This window comes from Marinitoga sp. 1138, assembly GCF_013363265.1.
GTDB classification, from domain to species: domain Bacteria; phylum Thermotogota; class Thermotogae; order Petrotogales; family Petrotogaceae; genus Marinitoga; species Marinitoga piezophila.
Genome location: NZ_LBFA01000001.1, coordinates 36,802 through 62,663, shown reverse-complemented (window position 1 = coordinate 62,663; position 25,862 = coordinate 36,802). Strand labels below are relative to the sequence as shown.

Below are 25,862 nucleotides of genomic sequence, written 5' to 3'. Positions count from 1 at the left end.
CAGTTGATCATACAATCACCTTAGAATTCAATCGTTTCAAAGTTAATTGTATATTCAAATTCATCTTTTTCTACATCATAACTTATTGAATAAATAATTCCTGAATTTTCTAATACTGGATAATATATGAATCCTTGAACCCATGTATTTTTATTGAGGAATATACTATCAACTGTATCATCTTCAAGGAATTTCCACTGGATATAACTAAATCCTGCCGTTAATTCGGGAAGTCCTCCTAATGCCGGGATTTTAACAGTCATATTCCCTTTTAACAATCCATCTCTTGCATTGCTAAACGGCCTATTATAATCAAGAGTAATATTTAAATATGGAGCTATTGTTAAATATGATTTTCCTATTAAACCCATAGATTTTTCCTGATTTAAGTCCATATATTTCCCATTTGCAACATTATATTCGTAATATGGTCCGACATATTCCATATTAAAACCATCTGATAAGTAATCAAATCCAAACATAAACTGGAAATATGGAGGAAAATCTATCATAGGACCTATAAGCAATCCATAAGTTAGTGTATCATCACCTGAATAAACAACATCAGTTTCTACACCAAATTTTATAAAGAATATCTTTTTATATAATGTTGCTAATATAGCTTGTTTTAATTCATTGTCTTTAAGATCTTCTTCTGACATATTATAAATACCTGTTATTTCTGTATTAAATAATCCCAAATCCATATCAACATAGCCAAACATAAGATTTGATGTTTTTTGATAATTAAATGGCATTAATGATGTAACTTCATAAGGAATATGCATTCCTAACTTTAATCCTCCAAATCTTAATTCAGTATCAAAAACTCTTGAATAAGGTATTGAATAATTATTCATAAATAACCCTAATCCCTTTGTATATGAAGGACTTACACCGTATCTTATATAAAACATTGGGAAATCAAGTTTTAAATAATTAATTGATATTGCACTCCATAAATCCTGGGAAGTTGCTTCTTTTGAAGGTATTCCATAATATAATGGACCGTCTATGCTTTCCTGGTATGCATTGAAACCTATTCCTATTCCAAATGGACCTATATCAAAATTAGGTGCAAATGAATATACTAAATATGTACTATTACCCTTTGTTTGTTTCCCGAAGGATATGTTTCCTAAATTTGCTTTTGTTTTTACAGGTGCGGCAGCAGGTTCTTCTGCAACAGGTGTTTCCCTTTTTTCTTCAGCAACTTTTTCTTCTTTTTTCTCTTCAACTTTGGTTTCAGGTTTCTGTTCTTCCTGCTTTTTTTCAGGCATTAAATTTTTCTCATAATCTTCTATAGGCATGTCTAATTTTTCAAGTTGTGGATTTGGATTTTGTGGAGAATAATTAAACATATTTCCAGCTTTTACAGGGAATAGTTTATTATTTACCATTGTGTAAACTGTACCTTCAAATGTTCTTATATTTGTATTGTTACCCTTTTTTTCAAAACCAAATTCTGTACCTCTTACACCAGCAACTACTGAACCAGAACCCACTAAATATTTGGAACCTGGAGCTAAAATTTCGTTTATTTTATTTACTGTTGCACCTTTTTTAAGTTCATATTCAATATCAATATCTCCACTTTCTGAAGCTCTTAACTTTTTTATGTATAACTGTGTTTCAGGTGAAACTTTTATTTCTATATTTAATTCAGGTTCTTTTAGATGTATATATCCATCTTTTAAAGTTAATAATTCCGAATTTTCTTTTATAACCGTATCACTGTTTATAGAATCCCAAACATCTGAATCTGCTTCTTTATAAAGAACATTACCTTCTTTTTCAAGAATTATAAGCGATGTTTCTGGCATTTCTATTTTTTCTTCTAAAATGTCAAATTCTATCTTTTTCTCAAGTGTTTTATCTTCATTATAAAATACTAATTCTGCTTTTCCAGGCATTAATGGAGCTAAAAACACAAGATTTGCTGTTCCATCCACTAAATCAAAACCATCAAAAAGAATAAAAGGATCATCAAAACCACCATTGGTTACATCTACATATAAATGAGTTACTGCTGAATCATCTACACTTACTGTAATGTTAACACTTTCACCAACATAAATAGTTTGTGTTTCTGTTGTTACAGTAATTTCAGAAAAGAATGTAATTGACAACAACATAAACAAAAGAAATACTCCCCACTTTTTAAACATAACATCACCTCCATATGGATAAATAAGTTATAATTATACTTAAAGCTAAAGGTCCACTCTCTGATTTTATATTTTCTGTATTATTTCTTAAAAATATTACTATGGAAAACGTTATAAATATAATTGAAGCTATTAAGAAGTACATATCCCCATAATATTTTATAAAGGGTAACGAAAACCGAAAAAAGTATCCAAGATAATCTCTTGTATAAGGTTTTGAAAATCCATCAATCATATAGAACAATAAACTAACAAAATATGCATTAAATAATCCTACAGCTATGAGTTTTACATATTGTTGAGAGATGAGAAAATGATCAGTTTCGTAAAAAAAACTCGCCATTAATAAGGAAGAAAAATGCATAACTTGATCTATAATATAATATGTATGGGTATTAAATACTTTTTTAGTTCTATTTTTAAATTTTATTGTATCAATAGCAAAATGAATTATTGTCAAGGTTATAATTACTATCAAATTATTTATTTTCAATGAACTTGGATACATTAGAATAATCATTGATAAGAATATTATACAAACATGAAGTATTAAAACTTTAAGTTTAGAATTTTTATATTTTGCAATATATCCATTTTGAAAAACATAATCGCCTACAAGATGCGTCAGCAAAAAATAGAAAAATATCTCTTTATTCATATGATTCCACCTCTTTTAATAGCTCGACCAATTGTGAATTAAAAAATACGCCACTATAATCTTCAATTAATTCAATAGCTTTGGATTTCGGAATTTTAGTTCTATACGGTCTATCCTCTAACATCGAATAATACGCATCTAAAAGTCCTATTATCTGTGCTAGAATAGGTATTTCATCTCCTTTTAACCCATACGGATACCCTTCTCCATTCCATTTTTCATGATGATATAAAACTATTTCTTTTACTCCATCAGGAATTGTTGGAATTTTAGAAACTAATTCGTACCCATATATTACATGTTTTCTTATTTCTTCTTTTTCAGAATTGGTTAATTCTTCTTTTTTTAACAATATTTTTTCAGGAATACCTATTTTTCCTATATCAAAAATCATACTACCAAATTTTAAATCTTTGAGTTCTTTGGTGGTTAAATTCAATTTTTCGCCAATTTTTATTGCAGCTTTATAAACACTTTCACAATGTTTTTCTGCACCAGGCACTCTTGCCTCTAAAATCCTCGTTAAAACCTTTAAAGATTTATCCAATATTTTTTCAAATCTGGTTTCTAAATATGAGGTTTCTATGGTTTTTGATATATATTCATTTATATTCTTTACAACAATGTAATCGATAATATCATAAGATTTTTCTCTGGATTTTATCAATTCAAATAACAAAAAGTTCTTCCCATCGACTTTAAATGGAATATTCATTATATTATTATTTATTATGATTCCATCTTCTTTAAATTCTTCAATATATTTTATATTTAATGCTCTTTTTAATTCATCTACATTATTATTATCTTTGAATAAATAAATCTCGGTTTTTTTTAACTGGAATATATTTTCAAATATTCTTTTTAATTCCTCTATAGTATCTTTTAAATCTATCTCGGTTTTTACATATTTTAAGATTTCAAATATTATTTCTTCACTATCTTTAGAAGGTATTCCTGTATATTCCCTTAACAATTTATCAAAACTAATTAAAAAAGTATCTTTTAAATTATCTATATTATCATAAAATTCTATTAAGATATCACTTCCATAATGAACTTCAAAAATCTTTTTTGCATTTTTATTATTTAAATTTTCAAATATATCATTGTCTATTTTTATTTTATAATTAATATTTCTTGTTTTCAAAAAATTAATATTCTCAAGAATCAGATTCTTTATTGACGTCATCTAAATCTCCTTCCTTAATCTTGTATAATTTTAAAGGTTTTTCCTTACCTTTTACTTTAAAATCTCCAATGTATTCAAATTTATATTTTTTAGATCGCTTTACTATTTCTTCTGTTACTATTAACCATTCATTTAAATCTCTTGTTAAATGTTCTATACGCGAGGTTGTATTTACAGTATCTCCAATACATGTATAATCCATCCTGAAATCCGCTCCTATATTTCCGATAACTACTTCACCATAATGCATACCAATACCTGCATTTACTTCAAAATCAAATCCCATATTTTTTAATTCTTTATTTATATCTTTTAATTTTCTTCTCATATCTATTGCACAGGCTATAGCCCTATCAACTTCATCGCCAAATTCAATAGGAGCACCAAAAATTGCCATAATTAAATCACCAATGAATTTATCAATTGTTCCATAATATTTATTTCTTATGATATCTGCCATTTGTGATAAATAAAAATTGAGAAACTTAACAACTTCTTCTGGAGAAAGCTTTTCTGATTTTTCAGTAAATCCTACTATATCAGACATTATTAAAACTACATTCTTTTTCTCTCCACCAAGCTCCGTTTTTCCCTGTTCTAATAATTTCTGTGCAACAAAATCTGGTACATATTTAAAGAAGAATGATTTTATTTTTTTCTTTTCTCTTGATTCTTTTAAGAATGATTGTGCATTATCTACAACCGCTATAATCAAACTCGACATTACTGGATAAAATGTATCAACCCATATATGCTGTTTAAATAAGTAATACGAGATAAATATATAAGCAATTGGAATCACAAAGGATAATAACTTGGTGTATATCTTATTAAAAGATAATAATATTAGGGTTACTAATAAAATAGAAGTCAAAATAATCAAAGTATAAAAATAATTAACTCTTGTCATTCTTTCATTGTTTATCAAATTTTGAACAGCAGTCGCATGTAAATATACACCTGGTTCATCGTTGGAAAATGGTGTAACTCGCAAATCATATAATCCTTTTGCAGTGGCTGAATAACCTAAAATGGCAACCTTATCTTTAAAATCATAATTGTCATATTTATTGGTATACACTAAATCATAAAAAGAAATAGTATCAAAAACTTGAGGACCTTTTCCATAAAAACTTAAAAGAAAAAAACCATTTTTATCTGTTTTAATCTTTTCATTTTCAATTTCAATTGTATAATTTTTTGGATCATAAATAAAATTTTGAAGATTATAACCTTTATAATTTGCGTACAACATTAGATCCATATGCGGAAATAATCCTGTATTAAACCCATTATCTGCAGCCCATTCTTCTTTAAATAATAATGGAAGACTTCTTGCAACTCCGTCAGGATCGAGCTGCCCAATTTCATATGTTGAAGCAGGTACCAATGAAGAAAATTCTGGAATAGGAGGTATTATCTTATATGCAGTTAACGGAAAAAACAATGATAAATACTCTGGATTTTTTAATTTAAATGAATATTTTAAATAAAATTTATTTTCTTCTAATTGCTTTTTAAATTCAGGATTATATTCATCAAAATTGCTTTTTTCTACCGTTAAATACGTTCCTAAAACAACTTTATTGTATCTTCTTAAGATTGCTGCAAGCAACATATCGTCCTTAGATTTTCCATTACTCATTATATTACTTTCTGAAGGAGTAGTAAAAGACACATCAAATCCTATAGTTTTTATTCCAAGTTTAAAAAGTTTAGCTATCATTCTTGCATAATGTTCTCTATTCCAGGGCCATTCATCATTAAATCTTGTAGACATATTTACAAGAGAATTTTCATCTATAGCTATTACAACAACCTTTGGAGTTGTTTTTTCAATTCCTCTTATTCTATATCTTAAATCCAATGTTTTTAGTTCAAAAATTTCTATCCAGGGATTGTTTAAACTGTATGTAATAAAATATATCGCCAGAAAAAACAGTACTAATAAAAAGGTAATTCTTATTTTTATTTTTTTCATTGTATTAATCACCTTCATAAAAATAGTTTATTTATAGTTTAATTATAACATATTTTCATCATTTTTTACAACCAAATTAATAATAAACAAACAACTATGTTAATAAAAACTCCCTTCAAGAATTGAAGGGAGTTTTATGTTTGATGACTATACCCGTCTTTTATATATAATTATTTGTATTCTATCGGAAACATCTTCGGATGTATCGGATATATCAGCTATTCTGTGAACTAATTTTTTTAACTGCATTTTATGCGCTAGGCTAATATCAAGATCATAAATCTTCCTTATTGTATCTCTTTCTATTTCATCAGTTTCATGCTCAAAATGCTCTGTTTGAATTATTAAATCATTGGCCTTTTCAAAATTTTCAAACATTTCTTTTGCTGCACCTTTTACAGCAAGATAGGTATTATATGCCTTTTCACATAATCTAACAAGATTTTCTCTTATTTCTTCTGGCACTTCAAGACGCTGCAATTCAATTTCATCAGCTACACTTTCCGCTTTGTTTGCTATTCTATCCATAGCTTCTACCGTTCCCAATAAATCACCTCTAAAATTTGGTAAAAAAGCTCCTGAATACATTTCGGATTCAACATTTCTTCTTATGTTGTCTGCATAAGATTCTGAATTTCTTACATCATCTGCCAATTTTAAAACAATTGATGTATCTTTATCAAGATTTTTTATTAATTCTTTTAGTTTCTGGATAGTTGTATCCACAGCATCCAGATGTTGATTAAATAATTCTATTATTTTCTTTTCTTTTCTTCCAAAAAAAAGACCCATATTTTCACCCCCATTATATTAATTATACTATAAAATTATTATTATTTTTAAAGATTTATTTTAAATATCCCCTTTAAAATAAAATATATTAAAGCTGTTATTATTCCTGAGGAAACAGGGGTGTTTACCCATGCGCCAACTATTTTAAATAAAATTTTTTTATTAGTTAATCTTGAGCCTCTTGCATATCCTGCCCCTATAACCGCTCCAACTATAGCCTGAGATGTAGAAACAGGAATTCCTAATATTGCATAAATCCATACTGTTATAGATTCACCTAAAACAGCAATTGCAGCTGAAAAATAATCTAATTCCATTATTTGAGTACCAACAGTCATCATAACCTTATAACTATATGTTAATACACCAAATGATATGGCCAATCCTCCAACCAATGCCGCTGTATTTACTCCTATTGTACTTGCAAATACTCCTGTAATATTTGCAACATTATTTGCTCCTAATGAATAAGCTCCATAAGCTCCAATTAAAAGCGTTGCAATTTGGACCGTTCTTTCTTTTGCATAAATAGAATTAATTTTATTAAAAGGTATTGCTAACAATTTATAAGATAAAAAGCCAAATATTGCACCGCCAATAGGCGTTCCAACCCATGCTAAAACTAATTTTAAAATTATTGCCCAATTAACTCCACCTTCTATTAATCCCACAGCCATAATTGAACCAACTATGGCCTGCGAAGAAGATACCGGAACTCCTAAATATGTCATAACAGTCATTGTTAAAGCCGCTGAAAAAACGGAAATAGAACCTGAAATTAAACTTTGCGCAGTTACGCTACTTATAGTCTCAATTCCTTTTGCTCCACCAGTTAAAGCACCTATTAAAATGAAAATAGCTGAAATAATTGTCGCGGTTCTGTATTTTACTATCCTATTTGAAACAGCAGTACCAAAAATATTAGCAGCATCATTTGCACCAAGAGACCACCCAAAGAATATAGCTGGCAACAAGTATATAAACATATAACCCCTCCACTACTATAATATAATAAAAAAGACGTATCATTGATTGTACTACAAAATACGTCTTTTTTAAAATTCAATAATATGTAATCTAAAATAATTAAATTGTAATAGATTTAATTACTTTCTATTATTGCTTTAAATTAAAAAAAAGAGGATTTAAATCCTCTTTTAAAAACCTTTTATATCCGGAAGATCTTCTTTTCTATTGAAAAATTCTTTTAAATTTCTTAATTCGCTGTCTATAACATCGGGATTTGCAGCAACTTTAAAACTTAATCCTATTAAGAATGTTTTCATTAATTCTGCAGTGTTATCAATATTATTCATTCCAATTTCGTGCAATTTAAGAAATTCTTTTATAGTATTGGTAAACTGCATATCCAAAAATCTAGCTTTTTTTGATACCTCTTTTTGTCTATACGGATATGTCAAAATCTGTGAAAAGGCTATCATATATTTTGGAGGTGTAAAAATTTTTCTTATTTTTTCTTCTGCAGTCATTGTTTTCTTTTTAAATATTTCATTTATCCATTCTTCCAATATCCCTTCGCCTGTAGCAACAAGCGCTTCATCTTTAGATCCAAAGTAATAATGCAAAGAAGCAATAGTTAAATTTGACATTTCACATATATGTCTTGTTGTTGCTTCAGAAATAGATTCTTCATTAATTATTTTTATTATAGAATCCATTAAATTTTCTTTTCTTTTTGCTCTTAAGGTTGGATTCGGTCTTCTTGCCATAAAATTTAACCTCCTTTTTATCAACTCATACTTGAATTATATCATCATTTTACCTTATTGTCAAATCATTGATATAATAAAAAGGTTAATTTTTTGTAAAGCACATTTGTGTATAAAAAAGGTGGGCGATTTTAAATCACCCACCCTTAAAATTTTAATTATTTTGAATATTCTTCATTTTCCATTAAGAGATTTTTCATTTCATTAACCATTCTATTATATGCTTCTTCTGCTGTTATTTTATCGTATAAGAAATCAGCTGTTATAGTTCCTAATGCTTTTCTTATATCATACCATGCTGCTGGTTTTGGATCAGGAACAGCTGTTTTTAATGAATCTAATGCAATTGCCGGTTTATCATCATTTGCAACATATGCTTTCCATTGTGCTGTTTCAACTACGTCTTTTCTAACAGGTACATATCCTGTATTTACTGCCCAATATGCCTGATTTACTTTTGTTAATAAGAAGTTCATGAACATCCATGCTGCCTGCTTTTGTGCTGGTGATGCCCAAGCAAACATAATTAAATCAGTACCAGCAATTGGTGAATGTGGAACACCATCTACTGAAGGTAATGGAGCCCATGACCATTCATATTTTCCTTTAATTGATTTTTCTACATATGGTTTTCCTGCAATTGTTCCCATATACATTGCAATTTGTCCATTTCCAAATGGATCATTTAAGTATCCACCCTGAACAAATGCAACTTCATCTGATTTTAATTTATGCATATATTCTAAAGTTTTTATTGTTAAATCTTTGTCGAGAACAATTTTCCATTTTCCATTTCCAGCATAATCAAGAATTTTACCATTCATTGCATATAAGAATACCTGGAAATCATCTACTGTAGTTCTATAACCCAATCCATACTGATCAATCTGACCGTCACCATCAATATCATCTGTTAATTCTTTTGCTACTTCTGATAATTCATCTAATGTTTTTGGTGGTTCTACACCGTATAAATCAAATATATCTACATTGTAATATGTTGTATATACACTTTTGTTGAAAGGAATTGAGTAAATTTTATCTCCCCATGTACATAATTTCTTGAAAACATCATATATTTGATTATCCCAAACATTTTTAAATTCTGGATCACCGTAGATAAATTTGTTTAAAGGTTCAACTATTCCCTCACTCTGTAAGTACTTTGATGTCCAGTTTGAGTATGCCTGTGCTAATACAGGAAGATTATCTCTTGTACCTTCGTTGTATGCAACAACTGTACTCAATAATTTTCTTGATAATGCACCATAATTACCTACATATACAGGAACTACTTCAATTTCGGGATTTTCCCTGTTAAATGCAGCTACTAATTCTTCTAATGCCTTTCCATGGCCCCCACCCATAGCATGCCAGAATTCAACTTTGATCTTTTCACCAAAAGAAAAAACCATAAGTGATAATACCAATAATACTAATAAAAGCTTTTTCACAAAAGACACCTCCCATTAAGATTATTAAAAAACTTCAGCATTACATTATACTATAATTCACTTAGAAAAATCAAATTAAAAAATTTTAAGTATTTGAAATAATTCGTCTTTAATTGCATTTAGTTCCTTTTCTGTGTTGATTTTGTAATGATAATTTAATTTTAAACTTTTTTGAGCATTAATAATATTTTTAGCTTTTTCTGGATCCATTTTTCGAAATTCAGTTAATCTTTTAAAGCGTTCTTTATCAGAAGCTTCTACTAATAAAATTATATCACATATTTCATTTAAACCTATTTGATCAATTAAAGCACCATCTATTATCACATATTCATACTTATCCTTTTTATATTTCTCTATTAATTCTGAAACAAATTCTTTAATTTTTGGATGAACCACAGAATTTAAATAATCTAAATTTTTTTTATTTGTAAAAACTATCTGAGCTAATTTGCTCCTTTGAATTTCATTATTTTCTAAAATTTTATCACCAAATTTTTTTACCAGTTTTTCTTTTATATCTTTTTCAAACAACGCTTTATGACCAAGCTTGTCAAGATCAATTATTGGATATCCCTTTTCCTTTAAAAGACTGGCAATGGTACTTTTACCACTGCCAGCCAATCCTGTAATTCCTATTATTTTCATAATTCGAATTTTTCCTTTTTTGAAACTTTTTCATTTACTTCTTTTGCAAATTCTTCATATCCTTCTCTACCCATTAATGCGTATGTAACCTTCTTACCAAGTTCAACCCCTGGTTGATCATATGCGTTTATTTCAAGTAATTTTGCCATAATTGCTGTTTGGAATTCATAAAGGAAGAAGAATTCACCAACATTAAATGAATTTATTTCAGGGAATATAACCTTCATATTTGGTTTTCCATGTTCTGTTAACGCATATTCAGTTCCAAATAATTCTGTATTCAACAATTCTGATAATGTTTTCCCACCTAAATAGGATAATGCGGAATATTCTTCATGCACTTTTGGTATTTTTATATCTCTTTCAAACTTTTCAAGTTTTAAGAATGTTACTACTTTATCATCTGGGCCTTCATTATATAATTGAACCTGTGAATGCTGATCAGTTGCTCCCAATGCCTTTACAGGAGTTTGACCAACATTTACAATTTCTCCATTTATATTATATTTCTTTCCCAAACTTTCTGCCCAGAGCTGTCTATACCAATCAGCAAGTAATAGTAGTTTATTTGAATATGGCATCATAACAGAAATATTATATCCTTTTTTATAATATAAGAAGTGTAAAAGTGCATTTAACGCTGCTGGATTTTCTTTCAAATTTTTATTTGATACTTTATCCAACATAGATTTTGCCCCGTTTAATAAATCTATAATATCAATACCACCCGCTAATGCTGAAAGCAATCCAACTGGTGTTAATACACTAAATCTTCCGCCAACTTCTGGTGGAATTTCCAATGTTTTTATACCTTCTTCTTTGGAAATTTTTCTTAAAATTCCATTTTCAGGATCTGTTGTAAATATTATATGTTCTTTAGGATCAAGCCCATAACTCTCTATTATTCCTCTTGCTATAAGATAATTTGACATTGCTTCAGCTGTTGTTCCGGATTTTGATATAACATTAAATAATGTTGTATGAGGATCTATTTGATCTAAAATAGATGCAACAAAATCGGGATCTACATTATCAATAATAAATATTTTTGGTGTTTTTCTATTTTTCATATAATTATAATTTAATGGATTTAATGTTGTTTGTAAAGCAATATTTCCTAATGCTGAACCACCTATCCCAAGAACCACAAAACTTTCAAATGATTGTATCCAATCCTGTAAATCAAGAATTTTATCAAGAAATTTGGTATCCTGAGGAAGTTTTACAAACCCTGGCTTTTCATTTAATATCTCATCTATGATTTCAGCTATTTTTCCCTCATATTCAATCAACTCTTCTTGTTTTATACCTTTTTCAATATTAGGAAAAAACATATTTGTAAAATCAAATTTTAATCCTTTCATTTTACCCCTCCCATAATAAAATTTATAAAGATTTTAATATTTCAAAATACTTTCTACTCTAACATTATCTAACTTTTCTCTTGGATTTAAAAATTCTAATTCAATTAAACAAATAATCCCTGAAACTTCAGCTTCTAATTTTTCTACCAATGTTTGAATTGCTTTTATTGTTCCGCCAGTTGCTAAAACATCATCAACAATTAAAACCTTTTCTCCTTTTTCAAGTGCATCTTTATGCATTTGAATCTTAGCTTCACCATATTCTAACGCATATGAAACTTCAACTACTTCATAAGGTAATTTCCCAGGTTTTCTAACAGGAACTAATTTTTTTCCTAATTTATATGCTAATGCTGAACCAAATAAAAATCCTCTTGCTTCTGGAACAAGAATTGCATCAAATTCTATATCTTTAACTTTTTCAGCCATTTCATCTATTACACCTTTAAAAGCTTCTGGGTCTGCCAATAATGGTGTAATATCTTTAAAAATTATCCCCGGCTTTGGAAAATCTGGAATGTCTCTAATAAATTTTTCAAAGTTCATAATCAATTCCTCCTTAATTAATATAAAATATTGACAGCATTATTTTACCATATTTTTTTTAAAATACAACATCATTTTTTATATAAAATTAATCATGCCCCTTTTATGGGGCATGATTATTGTTTATACCTACTATTATATTTATATGAATAATTTAATAATATTGATATTTTCTTTTCTAATTCTATCAAAGTAACTTTATTTCCTTCTTTTAGAGTTTCAAACGCCGCTTTTATTACAAGAATTCTTGGATATTTATCTAAAGTGACCTTAATCGGGTCAACAATTTTAAAGTTTTTTTTACTTTCAACATCTAATGTTTTCATTTTTTTATCACTCCCTTCAAAAAAAATACTTGACAAAAATAATTTTAGATGTTATAATCTAAACGCATTAAGTGAGAAGGGCTCGTAGCTCAGTTGGTGAGAGCTTCCGGCTCATAACCGGGAGGTCGGTGGTTCGAATCCACCCGAGCCCACCAGATGCGAGGTTTTTAACCTCGCTTTTTTTTATACCTATATTAATTTTAATATATTTTATTTTTTTTGTCAAGTTTTTTTGTTTTTCAGGTTAATTTTTTAATCTTCCAATTTTCTTTTATATACATCGTTCCAGAACGTTACTTTTTGTTAATGAATTCTTATCATTTTCTTTTCACTTTTTTGATATTTTTTATTTTTTGTAATGAGTACTTTTATGATATAATAATTAATGTATCACTTGATATATTAATAGAATGAGGTGTTTTTATGAAAAAAATGTTAACTTTTTTATTTCTTATGTTTTATTCCCTGATATTTTCCATTACAATTGATACACTTGATAATCAAAATTATACAGGTACATTTCTTTCTATGAATCGGGCTCTTGTTTTTATAAAAGATCATAATAATAAGATTCAAAAAATTTCATTATCCATGATTAAAGATATGAATTTCACACGCGAAGAAAAAGAAAATATGTATTTTTCCCTTAATAACACCTATACTTTTAAGGGTGCTTTTGAAAGAATCGATGGGGATTATTTTATTTTTAAAAATGATAATGCTATTTTTTATATAAAGAACAGCGATTTAAAAATCGTCGTCGTTAAAAAAAGAGTTTTATCTTCTTATGTTGCCACGATATTCGGTGAATTTAGATTTAATTCTATAAAGATCATTTCTGATAAATTATGGAAGGTTTCTACAAATTATGGAATTATTGAAATTCCTTCAAATTATATTCTTTCTTATTTCAGACCCAATTTAAGTAGCAAAAATAAAAATATTGTATATTTTAAAAACGGGGATTTTCTTTTTTATGAAAATATAGAAATAAAAAATGGTCTTTTCATTTTTAAAGCTCTTGATTTTTCTTTTTATGCCTCTGCAGAAGATATTATTTTTCTAAAATCTAAGAATTACATTCCTCAAATTGATTCTTTTAAAGAGATGTATAAATTAACTATTAATGAAAAAGAGTTTTACACAAAAAGCTTTAAGATAGTGAATAATTCTCTGGTTTTTGATAATTATTCTTTTAAAAATCCAAAGATTGATTTTATTTCCAGGTCTATAGTTAATTTATTTGTTTCAGAAGATTCTTTTATTGGTGGTATTTCAGTAAACAATAACAGGATTTATGTTTCTGCACAATCAGGTTTATTTTATATTTTCGATTTTTATGGTAATTTAATTAAGAAATTTTCTTTAAAATCCTTTGCAGTTGATCCTCCAGTAATCTATAAAAATAAGGTTTTTGTTTCAACAATTAGAAAAAGTTTGTATGTTATATCCAATGATTCAACCATAACTAAATTTGATTTTGATACAATTAGTGCAGGAGTATCTATAAAATCTCAAAATACATTATTATTACCAACGTGGTACAGAGGTTTTTTTATATTGGATCAAAATCTCAAAGTGTTAAAATCTTTTGATACTAAAATGTCAAAATTTTCATCTATTATTGATCATGAAGGAAATATTATTTTTCTTGATGCTTATTCTAATATTATGAAATTGGATAAAGGTTTTAATATCCTTTTTTCAAAACAATTTGGCGACGAAGCATTAACAACATATTTTAATATTGATAAAGATAATAATATTTATGTTAACGGTCCATATGTCACTTTTACTGTATTTGACAAAAACGGCAATATTTTATGGAAAGTTGATTTGGATGATTTACCTTATTCATATCCATTAATTGATAAAGATAAAACCGTTTATGTTTCAAGTAAAGGAAAATATTTATATGCTTTAAAAAATGGAAAAATTTTATGGAAGAAATATATTGGTTATATTCCCGGAACAGGAATTCTAACAAAAAATATGATTATTCTAAATGCTCTTGATCATAATGTATATTTTATTGACAAAAAAACAGGAAATATTATTAAAAAATATCATTTAGGGTATTCAAAAATGCTATGTTCTGATGATAATAATATTTTCTTTGCCGGTTCAAATGGAGTTATTGCAATTTTATATTTAAATGAAGATATAATTTCACAATACAAGTTTTCTTGCAAACATACTAATAATCCTTATATAAAATAATTAAAAGCCCTGATTTTCAGGGCTTTTGTATTTACAAATTAATAATATTTTCTGCCATTTCAGAAAAAGTGCCATCATGTGTAACTATAAAAGCTTGCTCAATATTTTTTAACATTTTCTTCAAATTCTCTGCTAATAGATTTTTTCTTTCCTCATCTAAATTACTTGTAGGTTCGTCTAATATATAGAAATTTGCATTTGACAAAAAGGTTGCCAATGCTATCCTGATTGAAATAGCTACACTTACCTGTTCTCCGCCTGATAATATTGAAAAATCTCTATCTCCTTTTATCTCGTCACGTAATATGACTAAATAATCCCTCGATGAATCCCAGATTATTACTTCATTTTTTCCAGTAATTTCTCTATAGTTATTAGTTGCATATGTAGAGATAATATTTGTAACCCTCTCACTAACATACTTTCCCATAGCTTTTATATTTTCTCTAAATTCCTTTGTTAATTTTAATTTTTTCTTAAAATACTGAACTTTATCTATATATTCCTTTCTTTCTTTTTCTTTTTTATTCAACTCGTTTAAAATATTTATTAGATTTTCTCTTTCATTTCTTTTTCCACCAAGTATTTTATTCATTTCCGATATATCAGTATATAATATTTTTATTTTTTGATTTAACTCTTTTAATTCCGCTTCTAACTTCTCATCTTTTTCAAAAGATAGTATTTTTTCTTTTACTTCTTGTATTGTATTTTTTAAATTTTCTAAATTTTCTTCTTCTATTTGTTTTGCTACTTTTAATTCTTCAATTTTATTTGATAATTCTTTATTTTTCAAATAATTATCATAATCTATTTTGTATCTTTTTCTCTCTGTTTTTAATCTCTCTATTATTTCCCTAATTTCTTCTATTTCTATTTCAATATCACCATATGCTTTCAATTCTTCTATCAATGAAATCCTTTTTGATTTTATATTTAATATTTTACTTTTATACTCTTCTGTTTTTCTAGTTATTTCCAGTATAAAATTCTGTTTTTCATTAATTTCATTTCTATATTTTTTTATATTTTTAAAAATGTTATTGAGTTCATTTTTTAATTCCGCATTTTTAGCTGAAATTTCATTTATTTCAGCAGTAATTTTTCCTCTTTTTTCACGTATATCGCCATATTTTTCCTTTATTTCATTTATCTGATTTTCTATTGTTTTGTTTTCTAATTCAATATTTTCAATATTTTCAATCTCTTTTTTTATTGCAGAAATATTCGATTTTATTTCTATTACATTACCATCATTTTCAGCTATTTCATTTTCTATATTTTTATGTAATTCTAATTGTTTAACATATTCATTCACTGTTTTATTTAATCTTTCAATTTCAACATCAAAATAATTATTACCTTCTTTTTTTTGTTCCAAATTTAGACACTTTTCATTTAATATTGGACAAATTCCATCTTTCAATTCTTCTTTTGAATTTTTTAGATTTTCAATTTTTATTTGAATTTCCCTAATTTTATTTTTTAGTTCTTCCTTTTCTTTTAGCTTATTTGTCAGATATTCTTTATTTTTTTCATATTCTAATAATTTTACTTTTAACTCTTCTAATTTTTGTAATTTCTTTTCCTTCTCAGTAATAATTTCTAAATTATTCTTTCTTTTTTCCAATAATATATTGTAACTATCATATTCATTATCTATTTTTTCCTTTATGTTCATTTGTTCCTTTAATTGTTTCTCTGTTTCTACCAACTCAACATTTATCTTTTGATATATTTCATTTAATTTTTCTAATTCATCTTTTTTATTATTAATGATCTCTTTTTCTTCTCCAACTCTTTTTTCTGCAGTTTTTAATTTTTCAGATAACAGCTCTTCAGAACTTTCCAACCTTTTTATTTTCTCTTGAATTTCTCTTTTTTTCTTTTCTCTCAGTATTAACTCTTTTTCCTTTTGTGAGTTATTTTCTATTTCATATTCTAATTCTTTATACTTCCTATAGCCTTCTTCACTTTTCATTACTATTTCCTTTGCTTTTAAAGATTGATCAATATCTTTTTCCAACTTTAAAATTTTTTCTTGCAAAACTTCTTCTTTTAATTTTAATGAATCCAACTTATGTTCATATTCTTTCAGTCTATTGATTTTTTCTTCAAGAGATTTCTTTTTTTCGTCATATCGAGCCGCTTTTTCTTTCAATTTTGATAATTCATTTTCCAAATTTTCTATTTCCTTTTTTACTTTTTCCAATTCCAAATCTTTTCCTGCATATTCTTCTATTTGCTTTTCCAATATTTCTACTTTACTTTCAAAAGACAATATTTGTTCATTATATTTTTTTTCTGAAAGCTGCAAAATCGAATACAATTGCTCATAAACTTCCGTATCAAAGATTTTATTAAACAACTCCTTTCTCGATGATGGTGTTTCATTAAAAACTCCTATAATATCATTTTGATTTGCACTAATTACATTTCTGAATATCTCTTTTATATTTTTACCTTTTATTCCTGCAAGAACACCTATTTTTCTAATTACATCATCTTTTCTTTCCGAAAGAACCGTCCCATTTTTCTCTTTCAAAATCACTTTGCTTTGTCCGCCTATCTTGCGTTCTACAATATATTCATTATCATCATTACCAATAAATTCAACTGTAATTGTAGCTGTTTTAGCCCCTTTATTTACCGCATTTTTAAGACTTTTATCCCTCGGTTCTATATCAAACATAGCTATTCCCAATGCTTCAAATATTGAACTTTTTCCCGTTCCATTTTTACCCAACAATAGATTTATTCCTTCCCTGAACTCAACGATTTTTTCTCTATGATTTCTATAATTTTTTAATTGTATTCTATTTATTTTCATTATTTTCACCTTCTAAAATACCACTTAAAAAATTATCAAATATTTCGTTTATAAATTCCGGATTACCTAAATTTTCTTTCATTAAACCTATATTTTTAATCACCTTATTACTATTTGAAGAAAAAATATTCCCCCAGGATTCTATAACCCTTTTTTCTATTTCCTCTTTGTTTATATTTTTTATATTATCTACTCCACTGATATAAGATGTATATTCAACATTTATAAATACCTTTAAAACGCCCTTGTTTTCAAGTATTTTCTCTATTTTTTCGGTATCCACTATTTTATTGTTCAAATTCTTGATCTTTAATTTTACAATATCTCCCTCATTTATTTGAATATTTTCTAATTCATCATATATTTCATCTGACATATCAAATGCATATGTTTTAACTTCACGCTTATTGGAAGGAAAAAATTCATATTTATTTGTTTCAGTATCAAATATAATAAATCCTTTTTCATCTCCTTCACCAAAATCCCAGTATTCTGGTGAACCAGGAACAAAGAAATATGGATTTTCTTTTGGAAACTTTCTATATGTATGCAAATGCCCACCAGCCATATACAATACTTTTCCTTTAAACTTTTCTATTGTTTCAGCTTTTACACAACCAGGAAGTATCTCTCCACCTATTCCAGTATGAACAATCACTATATTTTTTTTGTTGCTATCAAGCTTTTGGGCTAAATCATCTAAAATCTCATCTATTATAACTCCTTGATATGGAATACCATAAAAATTAATATCTTCAATTGTTATGGGATTACATATACATTCTCCATCTTTTCTTTCAAATTCCGGAATTTTTACCAATTTTCTCTTTTCAAAATATTTTATCCATGAATCATTATCGGAATATATCCTGTCGTGATTACCCTCTATTAAAAAAGTAACTATATTATTTTCTTTCAATTTTTCTAATAACTTTTCAGTTTTATATAAAATATCCGGTAATAAAGAACTTCTATCAAAAATATCTCCAGCTATTATAAATACATCAACATTTTTTTCTATCCCCTGCTCTATTATATATTCTGCTGCTTTAAAATAATCATCATACCTAACCTTTGAAAAATTTCCAATTCCTCCTGCCGGTCTTCTTCCAAGATGCCAATCAGCTGTGTGTAATATTTTCATATTCCATTCCCCCTAAAACTCTTTGCTTAATTGATTTATAAGTTGAAAAAATTCTGGAAAGGATATTTCAACATCTTTTTCGTTTTCAATGTATATACCCTCTTCGCTAATTAATCCCGCTATACCAAACATCATAGCTATTCTGTGGTCGCCAAATGTTTCAATCTTTCCACCTTTTATTCTCTGTTTTCCAGATATTTCAAAACCGTCAGGATATTCTTTAATTCTAATTCCTAAATTCTTGAAATTATCAACTATTGATTTTATCCTATCGCTTTCTTTTACCCTCAACTCTGTTGCATTTCTTAAAATTATTTTCCCATCAACATTTGTTCCAACCAAAGCTAAAAGTGGCAATTCATCTATTGCCGCAGGAATTAATTCTTTAGAAACTTCAATTCCTCGCAATTTTTTTGATGTTTCAACATAAATATTTCCATATGGTTCCGGTTCATTTTCAATAATTTCATATTCAATATTAGCCCCCATTGATTTTAATATTTCAATATATCCCATTCTTGTATTATTTAATCCAACATTTTCTATTGTGATTTTAGCATTTTCATGCAATATTCCAAGGGTTATAAAAAATGCTGCTGAAGATATATCACCAGGAATATAAAAATTTTTTAATGGATATAATTCCGATTTTTGAATTTCTACATAATTCTTACTAACCTTTATATTAGCTCCCATATATTCTAACATTCTTTCAGTATGATCCCTTGAACTCTTATCTCCTCTAATTATTGTTTTTCCTTCCGCATCTAATCCTGCTATTATTATCGCTGATTTAACCTGAGCACTTGGAATAGGTAAAGTATAATCTATCCCTTTTAATTTTCCTCCTATTATTTTTAATGGCAATTTATTATTCCGAGTCTCAATATTCGCTCCCATTTGTCTTAATGGTTCTACAACTCGTTTCATAGGCCTTTTGGAAAGGGATTGATCCCCAGTTAACAAAAACAGCCCGTTTTTTGACGTAAAGTATCCACTCAGCAAACGGGCTGTTGTTCCTGAATTACCACAATATAATTCATATTTATCTTCTTTTATTTTTTGAGGTATTATCTTAAGTTTATTAAAATCTCCTGAAAAACGCATTCCTATTTTCTTCAATATTTCAAATGTCCTTTTTGTATCCTCTGATAATAATAAATTATTGATAATACTTTCATCTTTTGCCAGTGAAGATAATATCAACGCTCTATGTGTAATGGACTTATCAGCTGGCATACTCAATTTAGCCCTTATCTTTTTTATTGGCATTATCCTCATATAATTTCAACTCCGAAAGCCTTTGATAATTCTCTTAATTCTTTCACAACCTCTTCAAATTCTTTGAAAGTTAAACTTTGCTTCCCATCGGAAAGGGCTTTTTCTGGTTTAGGATGTACTTCAACCATTATTCCCATTGCTCCAACAGCAAGTGAAGCTCTTATGAGATCAGGAATTATATCCCTTCTTCCAGCCGCATGGCTTGGATCAATTATAATTGGTAAAAAAGTTTCGTTTTTCAATACTGGCACAGCAGATATATCCAGAGTATTTCTTGTCTGTGTTTCAAAGGTTCTAATACCTCTTTCGCACAATATTATATTTTTATTTCCTTCAAGGGCTATATATTCCGCAGAATATAGAAACTCTTTAATTGTCATCATAAAACCACGTTTTAACAACACCGGCTTAGACATTTGACCAACTTTTTTTAAAAGTCCATAATTCTGAGAATTTCTTGAGCCTATTTGAATTATATCTGCGCATTTATTTACAATTTCAAGACTCTCTTCCTCAAGAGCTTCTGTTATTATTTTCAAATTATATTTTTCAGAGGCAGACTTTAAATATTCCAATCCTTTTTTGCCAAGCCCCTGAAAAGAATATGGAGAAGTCCTTGGTTTGAAAACTCCTCCACGCATTATTTTTATTTCCAGTTCTGAAAGGAAATGCGCAGTTTCTTCAACAATCTCCTTGCTTTCTACAGAACATGGTCCAGCAATTATTGTAAAATAACCTTTTCCAAAAAATACATCTTCTGATATATTTACTTTATAATCATCCAAGATATTCTCTTTTGAAATTATTTTTATGTCCATATCTTCCTCCTGGAATCTATTTAATACTGCTTATAATTAATTATAACATTTTTTGTTGAATTTTCTGATATATTGCGTATTAAAAATCTTTCATAATACTTAATATATTAATTTAAAAAAGGGCATATTTAAATGCCCTTTACTTATTTTTGAGAATATCAATTACTTCATCTAATGTTATATCAAATATATTTTCAGCCAGATTATTTAATTCATCTAGATTCATATTTTCAAGTTTATCCAGATAAATTTTTATATCTTCTCCAAATTTTTTTAACAATTGAACCCGTAATAGCGTTATCGCTTTTCTTCTTTCACCTTCTAATATTCCCTGTTGAATTCCCTGTTGAATTCCCTGTTGAATTCCTTCTTGAATTCCTTCTTGAATTCCTTGTTGAAATCCATCTTTTTTACCTTTTTCCATTCCTTCTTCATATCCCTTTTCTAGAGCATCATGAATCGCTTCATTTACCGCTTTTACAAAATTCTCAAACATATTTTCCACCTCCTCTTCAAAAACTTCTTCAGGAAGTTCCAATTCCCCATTCCTTTTGACGAGAGTTTTTATCACTCCGTTCACATAATTTCTAAATTTTTCCTTTTCTTTATCAGGCAATTTTTCCAACTCTTCTTTTATTTCATATATTATTTTCTGAATTTTATTTCGTTCTGCTTTATTTAAAGCTAATAATAAACCTAATGCATTTTTTATATTTATTAATTGTTCCTCAGAAATTTGGCTTAAATCAATTACTTCATATTTAAATTTTGGTGTATATTCATCAAACATTTCCCAATTTTCTACTTTTTTCATAAACCAATTTTCAGCCGTCCATTTTCTTTTTCCTGTATAAAATACTATCGGCATTATTGGTATTAATTTAAACCCTTTTGTTCTCGATTCTTTTTTATGTTCATTTATATAATTTTTCCATATTCGTACCATATATTCGAGTATTCTAAATTGCATTAAATAATCTACAGTTGATTGATGTTCTATCAATAAATATAGATATACTTCATTTTCAAAATATTTTACTTTAAATAGTAAATCACTTTCCTTATCTCCGTATTTTATATCTGTAAATTTTGTATGTTCTATTGTTATATCTTCTACTGAAATCCCATAACTTTTTAATTTAGGAATAAACATATTTATAAATTCAAGTACCATTTCTTTATCGGAAAATATTTCCTTGAATAATTGATCGTATATTCCCATCTTTCCTTTTCCCCCTTATTCTTTCATATATATTATATCATAATCAGATTTTTGGATTAAATTTATTATGTTATAGATTCCTTAATGCTTGTTTTTATAATTTGTTCAAGTGCCTTTACTATATTTTCCAATGACATACTTGGAAGATTTCCTTTTTTATCAATAATTTGTTCAGGAAGATAAGGAACATGAATAAATCCACCTAAAGTTTTTTTAAAATCCCTTTCAATATAATACATCAATCCATACAATAAATGGTTGCAAACAAAGGTTCCTGCGCTGTTTGATATCTCTGCTGGAATACCTATACCTTCCAACTCCTTTTTTATCTTTTTTATAGGAAGATTGGAAAAATATGCATTTTCACCATCAAAGAATATAGGCTTATCCTCTGGTTTTTGCCCTTCATTATCCGGAATTTTGGCATCATCGATATTTATTGCCACTCTTTCTATTGATATTCTTGCCCTTCCACCAGCTTGACCAACACATATTACTATATCCGGTTGCTCCTCACACATTTTACTTCTTAATGTTTCTATGGATTTATAAAATACCGTTGGGATTTCTAACCTTATTATCTCACCACCATAAATACTGCTTGATAATCGCTTTACCGCTTCAAAAGATGGATTAATCTTTTCACCATCAAATGGTTCAAAACCTGTCACTAATACTTTCATTATTTCACCCTTCCTTTAAATTATTCATTAAATTATATCATAACAATATCCCCTTCCAGAAAAACGGAAGGGGATATTAACTAAAAATGGCTGTCTTGTGGTATTTTAAATATTTATTTTACCTTTAATATACTTTGAGGTTGTAATGTTTTGTCTATTCTTTTTACAAGGCCTGTCAAAACCTTTCCAGGTCCAACTTCATATACTTTTTCAACACCTATTTCCTTCATCTTCTTTATTGATTCAACCCATCTTACAGTACCGGTTATCTGTTTTATGAGATTCTCCTTTATTTTTTCCGGATCTTCCTCAACCTCTGCGGAATAATTCTGAATCACCTTATACTTTGGTGTTTTGAACTCTATTTTTGCCAATTCATCTGCCATTTTTTCCTGGGCTGGTGCAACTAATTTTGAATGGAAAGGACCACTAACATTTAATTCAACTACCTTTTTCGCACCTTTTTCTTTCATTATTTCTAAAGCCTTTTGTACTTCTTTTTTATCTCCGCTTATCACTATCTGTTCAGGAGAATTATGATTTGCTACATTTACATTTTCAAATTCCTTTAAAACTTCATTTATTTTTTCTATATCAAGTCCTATTATTGCCCCCATACCTCCTACACCTGGAGGACATGCTTCACTCATGTATTTTCCTCTCAACCTAACCAATTTTACTGCATCTTCAAAAGATAATACTCCAGCTCCTGCTAACGCTGTCCATTCCCCTAACGAATGTCCAGCTACTACATCTGGAACAATATTTAATTTTTCAATTGCATATAAATACATTATATAAGATATAGTTAATAATGAAGGTTGAGTATTTTCTGTCAAAGTTAATAATTGTTCATCATCACCAAATATTATCCCTTTTAAATCAACACTTATGCTTTCTGATGCTATATCTAAATATTTCTCATATTCAGGATATTTTTCAAGTATTTCTTTTCCCATTCCAAGTGTTTGTGAACCCTGGCCAGGAAATACAAATGCTATCATTTTTCAGCACCTCTCTCTTTTAAAATTTTCTCAAATTCCATACCAAATTCTTCTACAATTTCTTTTACACTTCTTATTTCATTTATTAATCCAGCACTTTGCCCAGCCATGAAAGAACCATTTTCTAAATCACCATCAACAAATGCTTTTCTTAAACTACCAACCATCAATTCTTCTGCTTCCTCCGGTGATGCAACTTCAAGTTTCTTTATTTTCTTTGCAAACTTTGTTTTTAAAACTCTTGCTGGATGTCCCATTGTCGCACCTGTTACAATAGCATCTCTAATTCCAGCTTTTAAAATAAGATTTTTGTAATTTTCATGTGCCTCACATTCATGAGTAGCGACAAAACGTGTCCCCATTTGTATTCCTTCGGCACCAAGTTCTATTACGGCCTTCATTCCCCTAATATCCGCTATTCCGCCAGCTGCAACTACAGGAATATCAAGAACTTCAACTAATTTTGGTATAAGAACCATCGTAGTAACATCACCTATATGGCCACCACATTCCATTCCTTCTCCAATTATTATGTCCACACCAGCTTTTTGAAGTCTCAAAGCGAGGTTTTCAGAAGAAACTACAGCCATAACCTTTATATTGTTTTCTTTTAATTCTGGAATATATTTCCCTGGATTTCCAGCACCGAAAACCAATACAGGTACTTTCTTTTTTATTGCTATTTCAACTAATTGATCAGCATATGGATTAACGAGAATTATATTAACCGCATATGTTTTATCGGTTAATGTATTTATTTCATCTATTGCTTTTTCCAATATTTCCGGTGTCATACTTCCTGCACCAATAGTTCCCAAACCACCTGCATTTGATACAGCTGCTGCAAGTTTTGGCGTTCCTACCCAGGCCATACCGCCTTCAAAAATTGGATATTTTATATTTAGTATTTCTGTAACTCTATTCATTACCACACCTCCATGCAATTCCTGATGCCGTCATCCCACCACCAACCGATATAAATAAATAATCCTTTAACGATATTTCATTATTGCCATATTTTACAAATAAAGATACCGGTATACTGGCTGCTCCCGTATTTCCATAACCTTCTATTATATCTATAAATTCAGTGTTTTTATAATATTTTTTTACACTTTCCAGTATCCTTTTGTTTGCCTGATGAGGAACTACTATCTTTTCTCCATATTCCTTAAAATACGCATCTATCATTTTTCTCATATTATTGACTGCAAATTTATATACCCTTTTACCATCCATTTTTATCTTTTTATTTTCATTTATATTTAATGCATCAAGATATTCTGGATCATAATGAACCCTATGATCACATACACAATTGTCATGATTTTCCAAAATCATGGCTACAGCCGCATCAGAAAATAAGATAGCAGTATTTATATCATCAGGTTCAACAAGATCCGATAATTTTTCCGATATAATCATCAATATTTTATTGGCTATATTTTCTCTAAACATTGAATTTGCAATATGCAAAGAAGTAATGAAACCAACAAATCCGTTTGATATATCTATTCCGTATCTTGGCGTTGCTATTTTTAATTCTTCAAATGCTCTTACATAATAAGGAACATAATGTGCTCCTACTGAAGATACAAATAATACAGTATCAACACCATTTAAATTTAAACCTTCTGTTGCCTTCATTCCCATTTGAAATATATCCAGTTCGGATACAAACCTTTTTTTTATTCCTGTTCTTTTATATATCCATTCTTCAGAAACATTAAACCTTTCTGCAAGTTCTTTATTATCCAACACTCTTTCAGGAATATATGCATTAATTTCTTTAATTTTCATG

22 protein-coding genes and 1 tRNA gene are annotated in these 25,862 nt (G+C 28.1%); 2 read left to right on the top strand and 21 right to left on the bottom strand.

From position 1 onward, the window contains the following. Positions 1-20 precede the first annotated feature (20 nt). From XO11_RS00340 to XO11_RS00285, 12 genes are all read right to left on the bottom strand, one after another. On the bottom strand, positions 21-2,168 hold the full coding sequence (locus tag XO11_RS00340; protein WP_014295598.1) for a FecR domain-containing protein: 2,148 nt from the start codon (positions 2,166-2,168) through the stop codon (positions 21-23). A 4-nt stretch (positions 2,169-2,172) separates the two neighbouring features. Next, on the bottom strand, positions 2,173-2,826 hold the full coding sequence (locus XO11_RS00335; RefSeq protein WP_014295597.1) for a DUF3307 domain-containing protein: 654 nt from the start codon (positions 2,824-2,826) through the stop codon (positions 2,173-2,175). Next, positions 2,819-4,018, bottom strand: a complete 1,200-nt coding sequence (locus XO11_RS00330; RefSeq protein WP_014295596.1) for an HD-GYP domain-containing protein — start codon at positions 4,016-4,018, stop codon at positions 2,819-2,821. Before XO11_RS00330 ends, XO11_RS00335 begins: the two co-directional genes overlap by 8 nt. Further along, the gene (locus tag XO11_RS00325; protein ID WP_175417945.1) at positions 3,990-5,999 is read right to left on the bottom strand and encodes a CHASE2 domain-containing protein; all 2,010 of its coding nucleotides are present in this window, start codon (positions 5,997-5,999) and stop codon (positions 3,990-3,992) included. The genes XO11_RS00330 and XO11_RS00325 overlap by 29 nt, the downstream gene beginning before the upstream one ends. Before the next feature lie 147 nt (positions 6,000-6,146). Then, complete coding sequence (locus XO11_RS00320; protein ID WP_014295594.1) at positions 6,147-6,791, bottom strand: TIGR00153 family protein; 645 nt, start codon at positions 6,789-6,791, stop codon at positions 6,147-6,149. A gap of 47 nt (positions 6,792-6,838) precedes the next feature. Beyond that, complete coding sequence (locus XO11_RS00315; RefSeq protein ID WP_050899171.1) at positions 6,839-7,771, bottom strand: inorganic phosphate transporter; 933 nt, start codon at positions 7,769-7,771, stop codon at positions 6,839-6,841. A 177-nt stretch (positions 7,772-7,948) separates the two neighbouring features. Next, entirely contained in the window at positions 7,949-8,521 is a 573-nt protein-coding gene (locus tag XO11_RS00310) for a TetR/AcrR family transcriptional regulator (protein ID WP_014295592.1), read from the bottom strand. A gap of 158 nt (positions 8,522-8,679) precedes the next feature. Next, positions 8,680-9,975 (bottom strand): ABC transporter substrate-binding protein, encoded by a 1,296-nt coding sequence (locus tag XO11_RS00305; RefSeq protein ID WP_014295591.1) that lies wholly within the window; start codon positions 9,973-9,975, stop codon positions 8,680-8,682. 75 nt (positions 9,976-10,050) lie between these two features. After that, positions 10,051-10,623 (bottom strand): dephospho-CoA kinase, encoded by a 573-nt coding sequence (gene coaE, locus XO11_RS00300; protein ID WP_014295590.1) that lies wholly within the window; start codon positions 10,621-10,623, stop codon positions 10,051-10,053. Beyond that, the gene (locus tag XO11_RS00295; protein WP_175417944.1) at positions 10,620-11,987 is read right to left on the bottom strand and encodes a glucose-6-phosphate isomerase; all 1,368 of its coding nucleotides are present in this window, start codon (positions 11,985-11,987) and stop codon (positions 10,620-10,622) included. Before XO11_RS00295 ends, coaE begins: the two co-directional genes overlap by 4 nt. 33 nt (positions 11,988-12,020) lie before the next feature. Continuing rightward, positions 12,021-12,533 carry an adenine phosphoribosyltransferase gene (locus XO11_RS00290; protein WP_014295588.1) on the bottom strand — a complete coding sequence of 171 codons (513 nt, stop codon included), beginning with the start codon at positions 12,531-12,533 and terminating at the stop codon, positions 12,021-12,023. A gap of 116 nt (positions 12,534-12,649) precedes the next feature. Further along, the gene (locus XO11_RS00285) at positions 12,650-12,859 is read right to left on the bottom strand and encodes a hypothetical protein (protein WP_014295587.1); all 210 of its coding nucleotides are present in this window, start codon (positions 12,857-12,859) and stop codon (positions 12,650-12,652) included. A 78-nt stretch (positions 12,860-12,937) separates the two neighbouring features. On the opposite strand from XO11_RS00285, the gene XO11_RS00280 reads away from it, so the two are divergent. Beyond that, positions 12,938-13,014, top strand: a tRNA-Ile gene (locus XO11_RS00280). A gap of 268 nt (positions 13,015-13,282) precedes the next feature. After that, a complete protein-coding gene (locus tag XO11_RS00275) occupies positions 13,283-15,079 on the top strand; it encodes a PQQ-binding-like beta-propeller repeat protein (RefSeq protein ID WP_175417943.1) in 1,797 nt (598 codons plus the stop codon). Between the two features lie 31 nt (positions 15,080-15,110). Here XO11_RS00275 and XO11_RS00270 read toward each other — a convergent pair whose 3' ends face one another. The 9 genes from XO11_RS00270 to XO11_RS00230 form a co-directional block, all read right to left on the bottom strand. Then, a complete protein-coding gene (locus XO11_RS00270; RefSeq protein ID WP_175417942.1) occupies positions 15,111-17,909 on the bottom strand; it encodes an AAA family ATPase in 2,799 nt (932 codons plus the stop codon). Next, complete coding sequence (locus XO11_RS00265) at positions 17,896-19,053, bottom strand: exonuclease SbcCD subunit D (protein WP_175417941.1); 1,158 nt, start codon at positions 19,051-19,053, stop codon at positions 17,896-17,898. Before XO11_RS00265 ends, XO11_RS00270 begins: the two co-directional genes overlap by 14 nt. 12 nt (positions 19,054-19,065) lie before the next feature. Further along, complete coding sequence (gene aroA / locus XO11_RS00260) at positions 19,066-20,334, bottom strand: 3-phosphoshikimate 1-carboxyvinyltransferase (protein WP_175417940.1); 1,269 nt, start codon at positions 20,332-20,334, stop codon at positions 19,066-19,068. After that, the gene (gene aroF, locus XO11_RS00255; protein WP_014295582.1) at positions 20,331-21,152 is read right to left on the bottom strand and encodes a 3-deoxy-7-phosphoheptulonate synthase; all 822 of its coding nucleotides are present in this window, start codon (positions 21,150-21,152) and stop codon (positions 20,331-20,333) included. Before aroF ends, aroA begins: the two co-directional genes overlap by 4 nt. Positions 21,153-21,291: 139 nt before the next feature. Next, complete coding sequence (locus XO11_RS00250; protein ID WP_175417939.1) at positions 21,292-22,374, bottom strand: Rpn family recombination-promoting nuclease/putative transposase; 1,083 nt, start codon at positions 22,372-22,374, stop codon at positions 21,292-21,294. Positions 22,375-22,439: 65 nt separating this feature from the next. After that, the gene (gene pcp, locus XO11_RS00245) at positions 22,440-23,057 is read right to left on the bottom strand and encodes a pyroglutamyl-peptidase I (protein WP_014295580.1); all 618 of its coding nucleotides are present in this window, start codon (positions 23,055-23,057) and stop codon (positions 22,440-22,442) included. Positions 23,058-23,170: 113 nt separating this feature from the next. Continuing rightward, on the bottom strand, positions 23,171-24,061 hold the full coding sequence (gene fabD, locus XO11_RS00240) for an ACP S-malonyltransferase (RefSeq protein WP_175417938.1): 891 nt from the start codon (positions 24,059-24,061) through the stop codon (positions 23,171-23,173). Beyond that, complete coding sequence (locus XO11_RS00235; RefSeq protein ID WP_014295578.1) at positions 24,058-24,987, bottom strand: nitronate monooxygenase; 930 nt, start codon at positions 24,985-24,987, stop codon at positions 24,058-24,060. The genes fabD and XO11_RS00235 overlap by 4 nt, the downstream gene beginning before the upstream one ends. Beyond that, entirely contained in the window at positions 24,980-25,861 is an 882-nt protein-coding gene (locus tag XO11_RS00230) for a 3-oxoacyl-ACP synthase III family protein (protein ID WP_014295577.1), read from the bottom strand. The genes XO11_RS00235 and XO11_RS00230 overlap by 8 nt, the downstream gene beginning before the upstream one ends. Position 25,862: the final 1 nt, after the last annotated feature.